Consider the following 15,095-nt stretch of genomic DNA (forward strand, 5'->3'; position numbering starts at 1 on the left):
CCGTTCCCCCCTGACAACCGCCCCCTGGCCCGAAAGTTGCAGCACAGGACCCCGCAAACACTCCTTTATGGACATGCGAGGGCCACCATGGATTGCAAATACCTGTACATCGACAACATAAAAATCAACTTCGTGCGCCGCACGATCGAAATCGACAACAAGGTCGTTGACGTCACGCCGCGCGAATTCGACGTCGTCGAATTCCTGCTCGACAACATGAACAAGATCGTGCCGCGGCAGGCAATCCAGGAAGCCGTGTGGGGCCGCGAGCTCGGCGTGTCGTCACGCACGCTCGACACCCATATCTCGCGGATCCGTTCGAAGCTGCAGCTCGAACACGACAAGAACCTGCGAATCATCCCGATCTACGCGGTCGGCTATCGGCTGGTGCTGTTCGGTGCGGCGATGACGCACGTCGAACGCCACGACGCGGCGCCGATGCTGCGCACCGCGCCGCAACCCGCGATGGCCGCCGACTACGCGTAACGCTTCACCCGCGCGCCGCCCGTTCGCGGCACGCCGGTCACGCTTGCCCCACCGCGCTGCGCGGATTCGCAGCCCCTCGCGGCCTGCCAGCCGGACGCGGCCTGCACGCCGCCCGGCCCGCCAGCCAGTCGCGCCCCAACCGCCGCCTCCGGGCGGCGGTTGCTTTCGAGGCCAGCCGTCGCGTCGCCCACTTCGGCGCACTCGGACGCACTCCACCGCACTTCGTCGCGCTTCGTAGCGCCTCGCTCCCGCCGCCTCCGCACGATGTGCGCGACTACGGATTCCGGCGCGGCACACGGCCATCGCCGTCCCTACAATCGACGCAGCAGCCGCGCGCCCCCGGCGCCGCCGGCATCAGAACAACCCGTCGAACCAACGCCGAATCCGCCCCGATCCCGCCGTGCCTGCGCTGTTCCTGACGAATGCCGACGCCGGCGACGCCGCGAACCGGGCCATGCCCGCCGCTTCCCCGCCGTCCGCCGCCGTGCCGGCCGCGGTCGCGCTCGACGCGTCGCCCTACCTGCCGCGCCTGTCCGCCGCCGCCGCGCGCGGGCTGTCGCATGCGTACGGCGCGACCGGCGCCGTCCCGGTCACGCTCGGCGAGCACGCGTACGAGGTGCGCTGGCGCGTCGACGCCGAGCCGGCCGCCGATGCGCACGCGTACCGCTTCGTCGTCGGCCCGGCCGCCGGCACGCTGTGGATCGACCCGGTCGCGGAAACCGAATGGCTCGGCGACGCGGCCGACCCCGCGGTCCCGGCCGTGATCCGCGCGGCGCTGCTCGCCGACCTGTGCGCGCCGCTCGCTGCGGTGCTGCAGGCAGCGACCCGGCAGCGCGTGGCATTGCTGCCGCCCGACGGCGCACCGGCCTGGGATGCAGCGCCGGCCGCGCTGCGGTTCGAGCTGCGACGCGCCGACGCCGCGTGGCGCTGCCACGGCGCGCTGCTGTTCGACGCGCCGGACGCGCTGGCCGTGTTCTTCGCGACCGCGCCGGCCGCGCTCGCCGACGCGCGCGCGACCTACGCGAGCCTGCCCGTGCCGCTCGTGTTCGAAATCGGCCGCACCGAGCTGACGACGGCCGAGCTGGCCGACGTCGTCGGCGGCGACATCATCGCGATCGAGCGCTGGCAGGCGCACGAGCAGAACCTGCTGTGCGTCGCGCGGCTGCCGGCCGCGCCGGCGTGGGAGATCACCGGACGGCCGTCGGGCAACCGGCTCACAGTCGAACGAATCAGGGAGATGCCTTTGGAACCGACCCGCACCGACTCCGCCCCGCCGACGACGCACGACGCGCCGCCCGGCGACGCGCCACGCTCGCTCGACGGCCTCGCGGTCGACCTGCGCTTCGAGCTGCCGCCCACGTCGATGCCGCTGGGCGAACTGAGCGCGCTGCAGCCGGGCGCCGTGATCGAGCTGCAGCAAGGGATCAACCAGAGCGTGATCCATCTCGTCGCGAACGGGATGCTGATCGGCACCGGCCACCTGATCGCGGTCGGCCAGAAGCTCGGCGTGCGCGTCGTCACGCTGACGCAACCCGCGCCGCGCGAGCGCTGAACGATGGGCAACCTGCCGAATCCGGTCGCGCTGATCGCGGTGATCGCCGCGCTCGGCATCGCGCCGTTCGCGGCGCTGATGGTGACGAGCTACACGAAGCTGGTGGTCGTGCTCGGCCTGCTGCGCTCCGCGCTCGGGATCCAGCAGGTGCCGCCGAACCTCGTGCTGAACGGCATCGCACTGATCCTGTCGCTGTTCATCATGGCGCCCGTCGGAATGTCGATCCGCGATGCGCTGCAGGCGCGCCACTTCGATGCGTCGGGGCAGTTGTCGACCTCGGACATCGGCGCGCTCGCCGATGCCGCGCTGCCGCCGATCAAGGATTTCCTCGTGTCGCATACGCGGCAGCGCGACCGCGAATTCTTCGTGCGCACCGCGACGTCGGTCTGGCCGAAGAACCGCGCGGACGGCATCAAGGACGACGACCTGCTCGTGCTGGTGCCAAGCTTCACGCTCGCCGAGCTGACGAAGGCGTTCCAGATCGGCTTCGTGATCTACATCGTGTTCATCGTCGTCGACCTGCTGGTCGCGAACATCCTGCTGGCGCTCGGGATGCAGATGATCTCGCCGACCACGATCTCGGTGCCGTTCAAGCTGCTGTTGTTCGTCGCGCTCGACGGCTGGTCGCTGCTCGTGCACGGGCTCGTGCTGTCGTACCGCGTGGCGGGGGCGGGATGAACGCGCGCCGCCTGCGCACCGCCGCCGCGTGCCTGTGCGCGCTGGCCCTGCTCGCGCTCGCGTGCCTGCCACCGCGCGTCGCGCAGGCAGCCGGCGGCGCCGGTTTCGCGCAACTGGCGCGCGCCTGCGCGCCGAACGTCGATCCCGCGACGCTCGCCGCGCTCGTGCGTACCGAGTCGGGCTTCAATCCGTATGCGATCGGCGTGGTCGGCGGGCACCTGACGCGCCAGCCCGCGTCGCTCGACGAGGCGCGCGCGACCGCGCGCGAACTGTCGTCGCGCGGCTTCAGCTACAGCGTCGGCCTCGCGCAGGTCAACGAACGCAATTTCGCGAAATACGGGCTCGACGAAGCGACGATGTTCGAGCCGTGCCGCAACCTGCAGGCCGGCGGCGCGATCCTGACCGAGTGCTTCGCGCGCTCGTCGGGCCCCGGCCGCGCGACGCAGGCCGCGTTGCGCGCGGCGCTGTCGTGCTACTACAGCGGCAACTTCACGACCGGCTTCTCGAGCGGCTACGTGAGCCGCGTCGTCGCGAGCGCGCAGCGCAATGCGCGCGAAGGCGGCGTCGAACCGATCCCCGTCGTGACCGACACGCCGCCGCCGGAACGCCAGCGGCGCATGGCCGCGGCCGCCACGACGCCGCCCGAACGCGCGCGCCGCCTGCCGTCGCCCGCCGCGTCCGCCGATGCGCCGTCGTGCCATGCGCGTCCGGTGGTGATGATGTGCCGCGGGCTGCCGGCGAACCAGGCGAAGCGGCTGTGCGTGCGGTGTCTCGATCAGTAAGCAGGCCCGTACCCTCGTTCCCGCCGCCTCGCGTCGGCGCCGTTCGTAGCGACGACCCGGCGGCACGCGCGCATCGGCGGCGCGCTACGAAACGCGCTGCGTCACCGCGGCGCATGCCTTTCTACACTCCAAGCTTGACCGTAATGGCATCGTAATGCGCGCCCCGTCGAGCGCGGCGCGACCGGGAGGAGTTTGATGCTGGATATCGACGGCGTCGGCATGGGCGCCAACTGGATGGCGTTCCTCGAGCGCACGCTCGAAGCCGAACGCGCGAAAGCGGCAAGCCAGGCCGCTCAGCAATCGGGCGACCCGTCGAAACAGCAGACCGCCACGCCCCCGCCGCCGCCGATCACGGTGCAGGTCACGCCCGATACGGACCCGTCGAAGCCGACCAATGCCGAAATCGCGTCCGCGACCTCGCTGATCAGGAGCCTCGCCGAACAGTACCGGCCCAAGCCGCCCGACATCACGGTCGACGATCCGCTGACCCAAGCCGCGCAGACCGCGATCCAGGGCGCGCAGACGCAATACGACAACGCGCTGCAGGACGAGCAGGACAAGCAGACCGCGCTGACCCACGCGAAGAACGATCCGTCCACGACGAAGGACGCGCTCGCCAGCGCGCAAACCGCCTACGACAACGCGCACCAGGCCACCGCGAAAGCGGAAAAGGAACTGGACGTCACGACCGACGCCGGCTACATGATCGCGTACGCGCAGCAGGCCGATCACGACAACGAAGCGCTCGATCCGAAACGGGCGGGCTCCGCGCAGGCCGACGCGAACGCGGCGCTCGACCGGCTGAAGGCGGCCGTCCCGGGCATCGACGATCCGGCCAAGGTGTCGCCGCGGGACGACTGGACGCCGCAGCAGAAGCAGGCCTACGACGCGTGGCAGAAGGCGGACGCGAAGCTGTCCGAAGCGAAGGCGCTTCACAACGCCGACATCGCGAATTCGAACCTCGCGTTCGCCCAGTTGCAGTCGTATGGGTCGAACGGCGATTACGCGGATGCGATGGATGCCGGCATCGCGCGTATCAACAAGCAGCTCGCGCCGCTCGATCGCGTGATCGACGTGCCGCCGGCGCTGAAGCCCGACGAGGCCCGGACGCAACTGACGCAGAGCGCCGACGACGCGAACTATGCGAACGCATGCCTGAATGCGGCGACCGACGCGGCGAAGGTCGCCGACATCCAGGGCACGTACAACGCGGTGTCCGGCAAGTACGGGCCGACCGTGATGAGCACGACGGTCGCCGCGCAGCAGGACCTGCTGAACCATGCGCAGGCCAGCGCGCGCGTGAGCGGCGGGTATCTGCAGATGCTGTATGCGAATCGCCAGGTCGACGAACAGCAGAAGAACTACGACGCCACGCAAAAGAGCGCGACGCAATGGCGCCGCGACCATCCCGGCGTCAAGCTGATGGACCCGCGCGCCGATCTCGGCGTCGAAGACGCGGCCACGCAGCTGTGGAAGGCGAAGGATGCCGCGAGCCTCGCGCACGACGGCTATGTCGCCGCGTACGGCAACGCGCTCGCGATCCACTACGACGATATCGCCGCCGGCGTGCAGAATCGGTACGACCACCGGACGATGTGCATCGCGAACGATCCGACGCCGCTCGAGATCAAGGGCCTGAAAACGATCGCGTCCGCGCTGCATCAGGCAGACGAGCGGATGACCGCGTCCGTCAACGAGCGCGCGACGAAGCAGGCGCTCACCGATGCACAGGCGAAGCAGCAGGACCTGAAGATCAAGGTCGACGGGCTGCAGGCCCAGTACGACCAGTGGAACCGCGATCACGGCATCGGGCCGACGCCGAGCGTGTTTTCCATCGCGACACCGCAGGGAACGCCGAAGAACATCCCGTTGACGGCGCCGGTGCCGTTCGTCGTCAATCAATACGCGAAGCCGCTTGCCGATGCGCTCGCGGAACTCGATCAGGCGAACCGGGACGTCCAGCACGCGCAACTGCGCAGCGAAACGTTCCATCAGCAGGTGCTGTTCAACGAATTCGACGCGCATCTCGACGAGCGGCTGCGCAATCCGAAGACCGAATCCGATCAGAAGGACTACGCGAAGGCGCTGTCCGACTTCTTCGGCGCGCACCGCAGCGAGCTGTCGCAGTCGCTGCTCGACAAGGCCGGCGACGCGACGCGGCGCGGCACGCGGATCGACTTCGGCCTGCTGGACCCCACGGAGCAGCGCAACCTCGTCGGCGTCGCGATCGGGCTGTCGCCGGACCGCGCGACCGGCGACCCGCATGCCGCGCAGTTCAGCGACGGCAAGAAGCTCGAATCGATCGACAAGGTTCGCGACGAACTGCTGAAGGTGGGCGGCGGCAAAGGCACGCGCGTCAACGTGATGCCGATCGTCTATGCGTCGAAGGACGCCGGCCTGGTCACGAGCGCGATCTTCAAGGTCACGAACGAGAACGGCGACACGCACTACGTCGACGATCAGGGCGCGAAATACTCGAGCATCGACAACTTCATCGACGACAACTCGCTGTCGTCGGACGGCACGCTCGACATCGCGACCGGCTACGACGCGAACGGCACCGCGCGGATCGACCCGCACAACACCGCGCACGACGACAGCTGGTGGGAAAGCGTGATGCACACGTTCGGTTCCGGCGACGTGAACCTCGGGATGCTGCTCGGCGGGATCGCGCTCGAAGTCGGCGGCGGCCTGCTCGACGCGACGGTATTCGGCGCGCCGCTCGGCGTCGCGCTCAACGTGGCCGGCACCGGGCTGATCTATACGTCGGCGGCGGCAGCCGTCGCGAACTCCGGCTACGACCTCGCCAATCGCATCCAGCACGATCGCACGATCAGCCCGCTCGATGCGGAAGCGCGCGCCGATTACCTGAACCTGGTGCCGGCCGGCGTCGGCGGCGTCGGCAAGATCGCCACGCTGCTGAACGATTCGAAGGGGCTCGCGACCTTCGTGCGGCGCGCGACGACGGTCACCGGTCTCGGCGGCGCGGCGGAAGCCGGCGTGCAGTTCGTGCACGATGCGGTGACGGGTCATACGGACCGGCTCGCCGGCGATGCGTCGTCGTTCATACTGAATCTCGGCCTCGCGCAAGGTCACCAGAAGCTCAAGGCCGTGACGACCGGCATCGTGCGGCGTACCGGCGGCTTCGGCGGCCGCGACCTGAACAACCAGGCCGTGCAGATCGGCGACCAGACCGTGCGCATCGGCCAGAGCCGCTACACGGCGACGAACACGCTGCGGCTCGGCCGTACGCGCGCGACCATCGACGGCCGCAGCGTGACCGTGGCCGGCGACGGCACGCTGATGGTCGGCAAGCGCGTGCTGACCTACGAAGGCGTGCCGATCCGCGTATTGAGCCGCGCGAATGCGGTGAATACCGGCGCACGCGGCAAGACCGGCACCACCGCGTTCGTCGACCACGAAGGCCGCATCACGATCGCGGAACGCGTCGACGGCTCGTGGCGCACCCTCGAGCGCACGCGCTTCAACCGCTATGGTACCGATGGCCGCATCACGGCCGGCCGGGACGGCAGCCTGACGCTGTCCGACGGCATCGAGCTGCGCGCGCCGAGCCAGGTCGGCACGCCGCGCGGCGCGGGCCCGGCGCCCGCCACGCCGACGGCCGCGCCGCCGCACGACGATGGCGCCCGCACGAACGCGGCACGCGCGACCCCGTCCACGCTGCGCGCGGCAGCGGACCCGACGGCGGCCGTGGCCGAGCCGGCCGCCGCGACGTCGCGCGCGACCGCGCAGGCAGGCCGCTCGTCCGCGCAGGTGCGCGAACGCGCCGCCGAGAACGACCAGGATGCACGCACCGCATCGCGCGCGGATCGCCGCAGCGGCGACGCGCGGACGATCCAGTACCGGCGGGTCGCCGATCCGGCCGAAACCGGCGCCGGCGGGCCGCTCGAACCGCTGACGTTTCGCCAGCGCGTCGCCTGGACCGTCCTCCATGCGATCGAATCCTCCCCGCTCGCGCCGGGCTTCGCCGCCCGCGAGGCGGACGTCGCGGTCGCGCCCGGCGGGCCGCGCGTCGAGCAGCACAGCTATGGCGGGCGCACGCTGTTCGTCGTGCGCAACGGCCGCCCGGACGCGCCGCTGACACGCCCGGACGGCACGCCGTTGTCCGGCCACGAACTCGCGCTCGACGCGCGCCACGGGCTGCCGGCGCCGTCCCGGCTCGACGAACCGATCGTGCTCGTCGCGGAAGGCGCGGAGGCCGGGCTGGCCCCCGAACTCGCGAACGTCTGGAACCGTCCGGTATTCGTCGCACCGCGCGGCGCGCTCGCGGCGGACGGCACGATCCGCGCGACCAGCGGCTTCCTGCGCTTCGATCCCGCGCCGCATCCGGAGGTCGCGCTCGGGCCGCTGCGGGCGGACGGCCTGCAGGTATTCCATGCGGACAGCGGCAAGCCGGTGGACCTGAACGAACATCTTGGCGCGCTGCTCGGCTTCGGCGCGCACAAGGGCGGCTTCGCGCTCGGCCGGGATGCGGTCGTCGCCCTCTACGAGGATTTCAGCACGCGCGCCGAACAGCAGGCCAGCGCCGGCGCCGAACGCGCGGCGCTCGCGTTGCTGCGGCGTCGCTACGATCTCCCGACCGTCGCGATGGACGGCCCGTTTTCGCACGCCGGCCGCGTCGCGGTGCTGTACCAGCCGCGCGGCGGGCTGCATACCGGCGATGCCGGGCGCGGCCTGCTGCCGACGACGCTCGACCCCGAATCGCTGCAGACCCTGCGCACGCTGCGCGACGCGATTCAGCAGGACCGGCTCTACTTCGATCCGCAAGGCGTGTATCGCGACGGCCGGCTGCTGCTCGCGGATCCCGGCCCGATCGAGACCCACAGCGACGCGTATCGTCAGACCCTCGCGGACGTCGACGATCAGATCACGCTGCTCGAACGCGGGATCGAGCGCGGCGACGTGAAGCTCAAGCGCCCGGACGTGCAGATGCGTGCCGGCGGCGCGCCGCTGCCGAACCAGGTCAGCGCGTTCGCCGAACAGTCGGGCACGCTCGCGCAGCAGATGCGCCTGCTCGGCAGCGACCGTTCGCGCGTGAACGCCGCCGGCAAGCGTCCGGGCGGCGGCCGCTACACGCGCAAGGCGCTCGAAGCCGAGGCGAGCCGGCAGCTCAATGCATTCGAGGCCCGCTACGACGTCGATCTCGGCAGTCGCGCCGACGCGCATCCGCGCGATGCGGGCGATCCGCCGAACGACCACGGCGGCCGCGACAAGCCGCGCGACGACGCGCCGCGCTCGATGCGCGAGATCCAGGCGCAGCGCGTCGCGTGGTCGCGCGCGCACGTCGAGCGCAACGCGTCGCCGTTCGGCGCCGCGACGCCGGCGCTCGACGCGCTGGGGCTCAGGCGGCGCGGCCTCGTGTCGATGGATGAAGCCGACCGTCTCGCGATCGTCCATGCCGACACGCAGCCCGACGGCACGCTGCTCGGCCCCGACGGCCGGCCGATCGATCCGCACGGCTTCTCGCTGCTGTCGGATGCGCCGTACGCCGGCCAGCGCGTGGTGATCCTGGCCGCGCGGCACGCGAACGAAGGCGCGGCCGCGCAACTGGCGAACCTGTGGCAACGCCCCGTCTACGCGGTGCATCCGGACGCCGTTGGCGCAGACGGCGGACTGACCGACCTGTCCGGCATGAACCGCTACGTGCCGGCCGCTTACGAGCAGCCGGCGCTCGGCGAGCTGTCGGTCACCGGCGGCCAGCTGCACGTCGCGGGCGATCCCGCGCGCACCGTCGATCCCGCCGACCATCTCGGCCCGCTCGTCGGCTCGGGGCTCTACAAGACGGTATTCGACGGCGGCACGGGCCAGGCGATCGGCTTCTTCCGCGACACGTCGCCGGACGGCGTGGAAGTCGCGCACGAGGAAATCGGCGCCGAACAGGGCGGCCTGCGTGAACTGAAACGGCTCGATCTGCCCGTCAGCACGGTCGACGGACCGTTCTCGCACCTGGGCCGGGTCGGCGTCGTGTACAAGCCGGCGGCACTGCTGAGCAGCGCCGCGATGGAAAAAGGGCTCGGCCTGCCCGGCGTGGTCCGGCGCAGCGGTCTCGACGATCTCGCGAACATTCGCAACGTCACGCAGCGGCACGGGCTGCTGTACGACTTCCAGGTGCTGTTCGGCCGCCATGGCGAAGTGCTGCTGCACGACCCCGGCCAGGTACTGCACAAGGCGGACCCGGAAGGCGACGTCGTCGAGCGGATCGACGGCGTCATCGACACGATCCAGCGCGGCATTGCGACGGGCCGCATTCGCCTCGCCCATCCCGCCTACGCCGAAAGCGGCGCGTACGCGCAACGCCCGGGCATGCTCGGGCGCGTCGTGCAGCGGTTCCGCGGCCGCGTGCTGCTGATGCGCGCGCACGCGATCGCGCGACAGTCGCCGACCTTCCGCGCGCAGATGCGGCTGGCCCGCAGCGACGGCTGGACGATCCGCGTCGGTACGCCGGGCGGCGGTCATTACGCGGACGCGGACACGCGCACGATCGTACTCGACGGCAATACGCGCCGCGCCGGCACGCTCGTATTCGTGTGGGGCCACGAACTGCAGCACAGCGTCGATCTCGCGACCGGCGCGCTGGCCGCCGAGCACGCCAGCCCCGAAGCCGCCGTGGCCGCGCTGCTGAAGTCGGATGCGCGCGCGGAGGTCAACGCGTACACGATCCGCAACGAAATCCTCGCCGCCGGCGGGCCCGACATCGCGACCCACGCGACGTTGCCCGACGCGCTCGCCCGGGCGACCGAGCATGTGCTGACGAGCCGCGACCCGGCCGCGCTCGACGCTCTCGCGGACACGTTCGGCGACATGCGCACGTCGACGCCCGGCAATCCGACCTATCGCGAGTACTACGGCGAACAGGTTCGCGCGGCGGCCGGACGCCCCGTCGCGGCACGGCTCGCCGGGCCGGCACGCGCCCGCCATGCGGTCGACGGCAACGCGATGAAGCACGCACGCGCGTGGCTCGACGCGCGCGACATGCGCACGCTGACGCGCGCCGAAGGCCAGCACGCGCCCACGCTCGGACACCTGGTGCAGCAGACCGGCACCGACACGGCGCTGCTGATCGCGCGGGCCGGCCAGCCGACGCCCGACGCGCCGCCGACGTTCGTCGCGACGGCGCACGTCGATGCGAATGGCGCGATCCGGCGCCTGCGCTTTCTCGGCAACGCGCTGAACGCCGAGGAGCGACAGGCGCTGAAGCAGGCGCTGTCGAGCGCGATGGAACGCAGCGATCCGGCCGGCACCGCCGCCGCGCGGCGCGCGTTCGATTTCCATGCGTCGCCCGTCACGCACCGCGAACTGGTCGCGCTCGGCGGCCCGGCGAAGGTCAAGCCCGCGCGTGAAGGCGAGACGGTCGAATTCACGCGGCACGGGCGCGTGCGCGACGCGTACGTCGATGCGATCGACGCGCTGTCGAATGCGCCGCATTTCGCACGCGCGAAACAGGCCGTCGCGGCGGCCGGCCACGCCGACACGATCTACGTCGTCGACAAGGCGACCGGCAAGATCGCCGGTCATGCGCGCTACGACTCGGCCACCGGTGTCTGGCAATACCGGGAAAACGCCCCGCATGCACGGACTCACGTGACGGAGCGGCCGCTCGCCGCCGCGTATCCGCAGCGCGGCCGCATCCGGTTGCGGCCGAACGGCAAACTGCACGGCGTGCCGCTCACGCGGGCCCGCACGCGCGGCATGACGTTCTTCGTCAGCAGCGTCGAACCGGCCACGCTGGCGCGGGTCGGCGACCGCTTCGACGCGCCGCGACCACCGAAGAAGGACAAGACGGAAGTCCTGCCGCGCCGCGGCCTGCACTATGGCGGCCATGTGGCGATCAGCGGCATGCACGGCCTGCGGCGCCGCTTCGCGTCGCTGACCGGCACGGGCGCCGCGATCGCACTGCGCCGCGCCCGCGCGATCGCGACGCTCGGCCGCGCATCGCCAGCCACGCGCCCGCTGCCCGCCGGCGGCACGCGCACGCCCGCGACCACCGCGCTGGCGCCGGCGCCCCGCGCGTTCGAAGCCGGGCTGCTGCCCGCCGCGTCCGGTCATGCGCTGGATTTCAGCGGTCACAACGTCGTGCACCTGCTCAGTCTCGCGAAAGCGCGCGGCCTCGTGCCCGGCAAGCATTTCATCTACGTGTATGGCGGCGGCGAGCGCATCGCGTACCGGCTCGGCAAGCCGCGCGCGGTGATCACGGCCAACGCGCAAGGCGAACTGACCTGGCATGACAACTGGCGCAAGCCCGACAGCCCCGGCGTGCCGCTCGACGCGTCGCCGATCGGCGGCGGCCCGTACGGCGGCGATACCCATCTGCTGCTGACCGAACTCGCGCCGGATGCGCTTGCGGAGCACGCGCGCGGCACCCGGCTCAAGACGCTCGAGACCCGCCTCGCAACCGTCGACGCATGGGCGAAAGACCCGTCGCCGCACATGTCCGACGCGCGGCGCGACTGGGGCGCGACCGAGGCGCGGCGGCTGCGGTCGCAACGCCACGCGGCGCTGCAGTCGATCCGCCGCGCGAACGCCGCGGCCGCGCGCAACGGGCAAGCGGCATCCGGCCATCCGGTGCTCGACGTGCGCACCTATCAGCCGTCGCTCGTCAGCACGACGCAGGTCGAATCGCTGCAGCGCTATGGCGACGGCAACGCGTCGGCCCTGCTCGCGCACTACGACCGGATCGACGCGCTCGTGCAGCACGCGCGCGATCCGCGCGCCGCGCCGCTCGAACTCGACGATGCGGTCAACGGCGTGCCGCCCGCGATCATGGCCGACGCCCAGGCGTTGCGCGACACCGGCATGCCGCTGTACGTCGCGCGCGACTGGTCGGGCGGCGGCTCGCGCTATGCGCCGATCCCGCTCAGAAGAAAGGTGCTGAGCCGTTTCAGCACCGCGCTCGCGACCGATCGCGCGCTGCGCCGGCGCCTCCTCGCCGCCGATCCCGCGTACCAGCAGCGCGTGGTGCCGATGAGCCGCGCGTTCCGGCTCTCCGACGATCCCGCGAAATTCGTCGCGCAGATCGAGCGGCACGGCGGCGTGATGCCGGCCGTGACGATCGTGATCGACCCGCACACGCTCGCGGCCACGCGCGGCGCGAAGCACGACCCCGCCGTCGTGCACGACGCGAAGTCGATCGGCGACCACAAGGACGCGACGATCGACTACTGGACCGGCACGATCACCGGTGCGAACGGCAAGTCGATGCGTATCGACGACCTGGCCGAGCAGTACGTGCACAACTGGCTCGATGCGTCGTCGAAGGCCGGCTTCCTGCTGCGCTTCGAAATGGCGCCGGCGCGGGCGCTGGTGTCGTCCGTCGACCACCGGCATCAGCCCGGCTCCAACACCGGCTATCACGACCACGCGCGGCTCGGCGCGCTGCTCGAATCGTGGAACCGGACGCACCTCGGCCAGCCCGCGCCGCACGTGATGGTGACGTTCCACGGCTGGGATACGGTGCCGGAGCCCGCGTCCGGCGCGAGCCACCTGGAACTCGCGAAATCGCTGCTCGACCATCCGGCGCTGCCGTGGGTGCACGTCGGCCTGTCGTACGCGACGCATGGCTCGGACTTCGTCGCGAACCAGGAACTGACGACCGCGCTCGCGACGCTGCTCGTCGAGCGCGCCAGGGCCAACGACCCGACGCTCGCGCGACTGCACGGCGCCGACGCGCTGACGCGCGTATACGACCGCGTCGACCGCACGACGCTGATGAACCAGCACGGCCTGCTGCTCGCGGAAGTCGACCGCATCGGCCGGGCGCGCGGCATGTCGCCCGCGCGGCTCGCGGCGTTGCGCCAGCAACTGTACGAAGGCAACACCACGCAACTGCTGCATCGCGCCCGCTATGCGACGTCGCGCTTCGCGGCGGACCGATGGGCCGCCGACCCGCGCCGCGCGCCCGCGGCCAGCGACGCCGCCCGGATGTTCACCGAACGATGGCTCACCGACGTCGGCGCGCGGCTCGCGGCGCCGGAACAGATCGTCACGACGGACGGCGGCGGCGCCGGTGTCGAACCGCTGCAGGCCTGGCGCGAAACCGTCCTCGCGCCCGCGCTCGTCGCGGCCGATACGCAGCCGATCAGCGAAAGCCGGCTCGTCAGCGCGCAGACGAACGAGCCGATGCGTCCCGACGATCCGCTCGCCGCGGCCGCGGAACTGCATGCGCTGCGCCTGCATCAGCCGGACAGCTGGATCGCCGCGCTGCTGAACCGCAAGAACCTGCTGTCGATCGCGATCGGCGCGGGGGCCGGCTTCGCGGTCCATCACTTCGGCCTGACGCCGGACAAGTTCAAGCAGGCCGCGAACGCGGCGTTCGTCGGCGTGCGGACCGGCCGGCTCGTGCAGGCCGTGCACCAGGACACCGTGCGCGCGCTGCAAAGCGGCGACCCGCGGCTGTTCGATCGCGTGATCGACCGCTTCGTCGACGGCCTGAACAATCAGCTCGACGCGCACCAGATGCATGCCGAGCAGCGCAACGCGTCGCTGATCCTGCTCGCCGAGAGCGCGCGGGCGAAGATTCATCTCCAGCTGGAATTGCACAAGGCCGCGTCGCTGCCGGCGGACAAGACGCTGGAATACACGAAGATGATCGCCAACGACATGCTCCAGCAGATGCAGGGCGTGCTCGCGGGCACCTCGATCCAGCAGCTGCATTACGGCAATCCGCGCCGCTTCATGGGCAAGGCCGGACGCGCCGCCGCGATCGCCGGCTATGCGAGCCTCGGCGAGCTGTCGCTGCATGCGCTGCTGCAGAATCCGTCGGTGGTGCCGGCGCTGGGCGCGGCCGGCGCGCTGCTCGGCATCACGTATACCGGCCTCGTGCAGGGCAGCGCGTTCGCGCACCTGAGCATCGAACGGCGTAGCCGCGTCGTGCGGGGCATCGACCTGATGTCGGATCTCGCGAGCATCGCCGGCGGTGCGATCGCGCCATTCGTCGGCCCGCATCCCGCGATCCAGTCGGACTTGCCGATCGCGATTTCGTCGCTGTCGTCCGCGACGCTGCTCGCGCTCGCGCGCATCGACACGCATTTCCCGAACCTGCCGAAGCGGCTCACCGGCTCGATTCCGACGTCGCTCATGGTCGCGCCGATCCTGATCTATGTCGGCAAGTGGATCTACACCGCGTTCGAGGACGACGACGGCAAGGCGCCGCCATCCGGCACGCAGCAGCCGGGCGGCGGGGCGACCCAGCACGCCGTCGCGCCGTCGTCGGCCGCCACGCCGGGACACCCGGCGCCCGCCACGCATGCGGCGCAGCCGAGCGCGCCGCCGTCGCCTTCGGCGAGCGCCGCCTCGCCGTCCCGACCGCAACCGTCGCCAGGCACGCCGTCGAACCCGCCGTCGCCGTCGAACGCTCCGCAGCCCTACATCGTCGTCGACGGCGATTCGCTATGGGTGATCGCGGACCAGCATCGCCAGTCGCTGCTGGACGCCGCGCACGTATCGCGTGCCGACCAGCAGGCGATGACACGCGGCGAACAGGATGCGCGTGCGCTGAAAGAAATCCTGCAGCTCAATCCGTCGGCCGCGCGCGATGCCACGCACTTGCCGGTCGGCACGCCGCTGGTGGTCGGATGACG

Annotated in this window: 5 protein-coding genes; all 5 read left to right on the top strand. The window is 71.2% G+C overall.

Annotated features, from left to right (window positions below):
- The first annotated feature begins 87 nt into the window (after positions 1-87).
- A complete protein-coding gene (locus H0X95_RS25345) occupies positions 88-486 on the top strand; it encodes a winged helix-turn-helix domain-containing protein (RefSeq protein WP_006485803.1) in 399 nt (132 codons plus the stop codon).
- A 400-nt stretch (positions 487-886) separates the two neighbouring features.
- Positions 887-2,038 (top strand): type III secretion system cytoplasmic ring protein SctQ, encoded by a 1,152-nt coding sequence (gene sctQ, locus H0X95_RS25350; RefSeq protein ID WP_196446258.1) that lies wholly within the window; start codon positions 887-889, stop codon positions 2,036-2,038.
- Positions 2,039-2,041: 3 nt separating this feature from the next.
- Positions 2,042-2,716, top strand: a complete 675-nt coding sequence (gene sctR, locus H0X95_RS25355) for a type III secretion system export apparatus subunit SctR (protein ID WP_006480865.1) — start codon at positions 2,042-2,044, stop codon at positions 2,714-2,716.
- Entirely contained in the window at positions 2,713-3,498 is a 786-nt protein-coding gene (locus H0X95_RS25360) for a lytic transglycosylase domain-containing protein (RefSeq protein WP_059722006.1), read from the top strand. Before sctR ends, H0X95_RS25360 begins: the two co-directional genes overlap by 4 nt.
- A 195-nt stretch (positions 3,499-3,693) precedes the next feature.
- Positions 3,694-15,093 carry an LWXIA domain-containing protein gene (locus tag H0X95_RS25365; RefSeq protein ID WP_059722004.1) on the top strand — a complete coding sequence of 3,800 codons (11,400 nt, stop codon included), beginning with the start codon at positions 3,694-3,696 and terminating at the stop codon, positions 15,091-15,093.
- The last annotated feature ends 2 nt before the right edge of the window (positions 15,094-15,095 follow it).

The organism is Burkholderia sp. 9779_493 (assembly GCF_015712215.1).
GTDB classification, from domain to species: Bacteria; Pseudomonadota; Gammaproteobacteria; order Burkholderiales; family Burkholderiaceae; genus Burkholderia; species Burkholderia cenocepacia.

What these genes read in the sequence shown, in the direction of transcription:
- H0X95_RS25365 (WP_059722004.1), top strand. Translation starts at nt 3,694, where the DNA reads ATGCTGGATATCGACGGCGTCGGCATGGGCGCCAACTGGATGGCGTTC.
- H0X95_RS25345 (WP_006485803.1), top strand. Translation starts at nt 88, where the DNA reads ATGGATTGCAAATACCTGTACATCGACAACATAAAAATCAACTTCGTG.
- sctR (WP_006480865.1), top strand. Translation starts at nt 2,042, where the DNA reads ATGGGCAACCTGCCGAATCCGGTCGCGCTGATCGCGGTGATCGCCGCG.
- H0X95_RS25360 (WP_059722006.1), top strand. Translation starts at nt 2,713, where the DNA reads ATGAACGCGCGCCGCCTGCGCACCGCCGCCGCGTGCCTGTGCGCGCTG.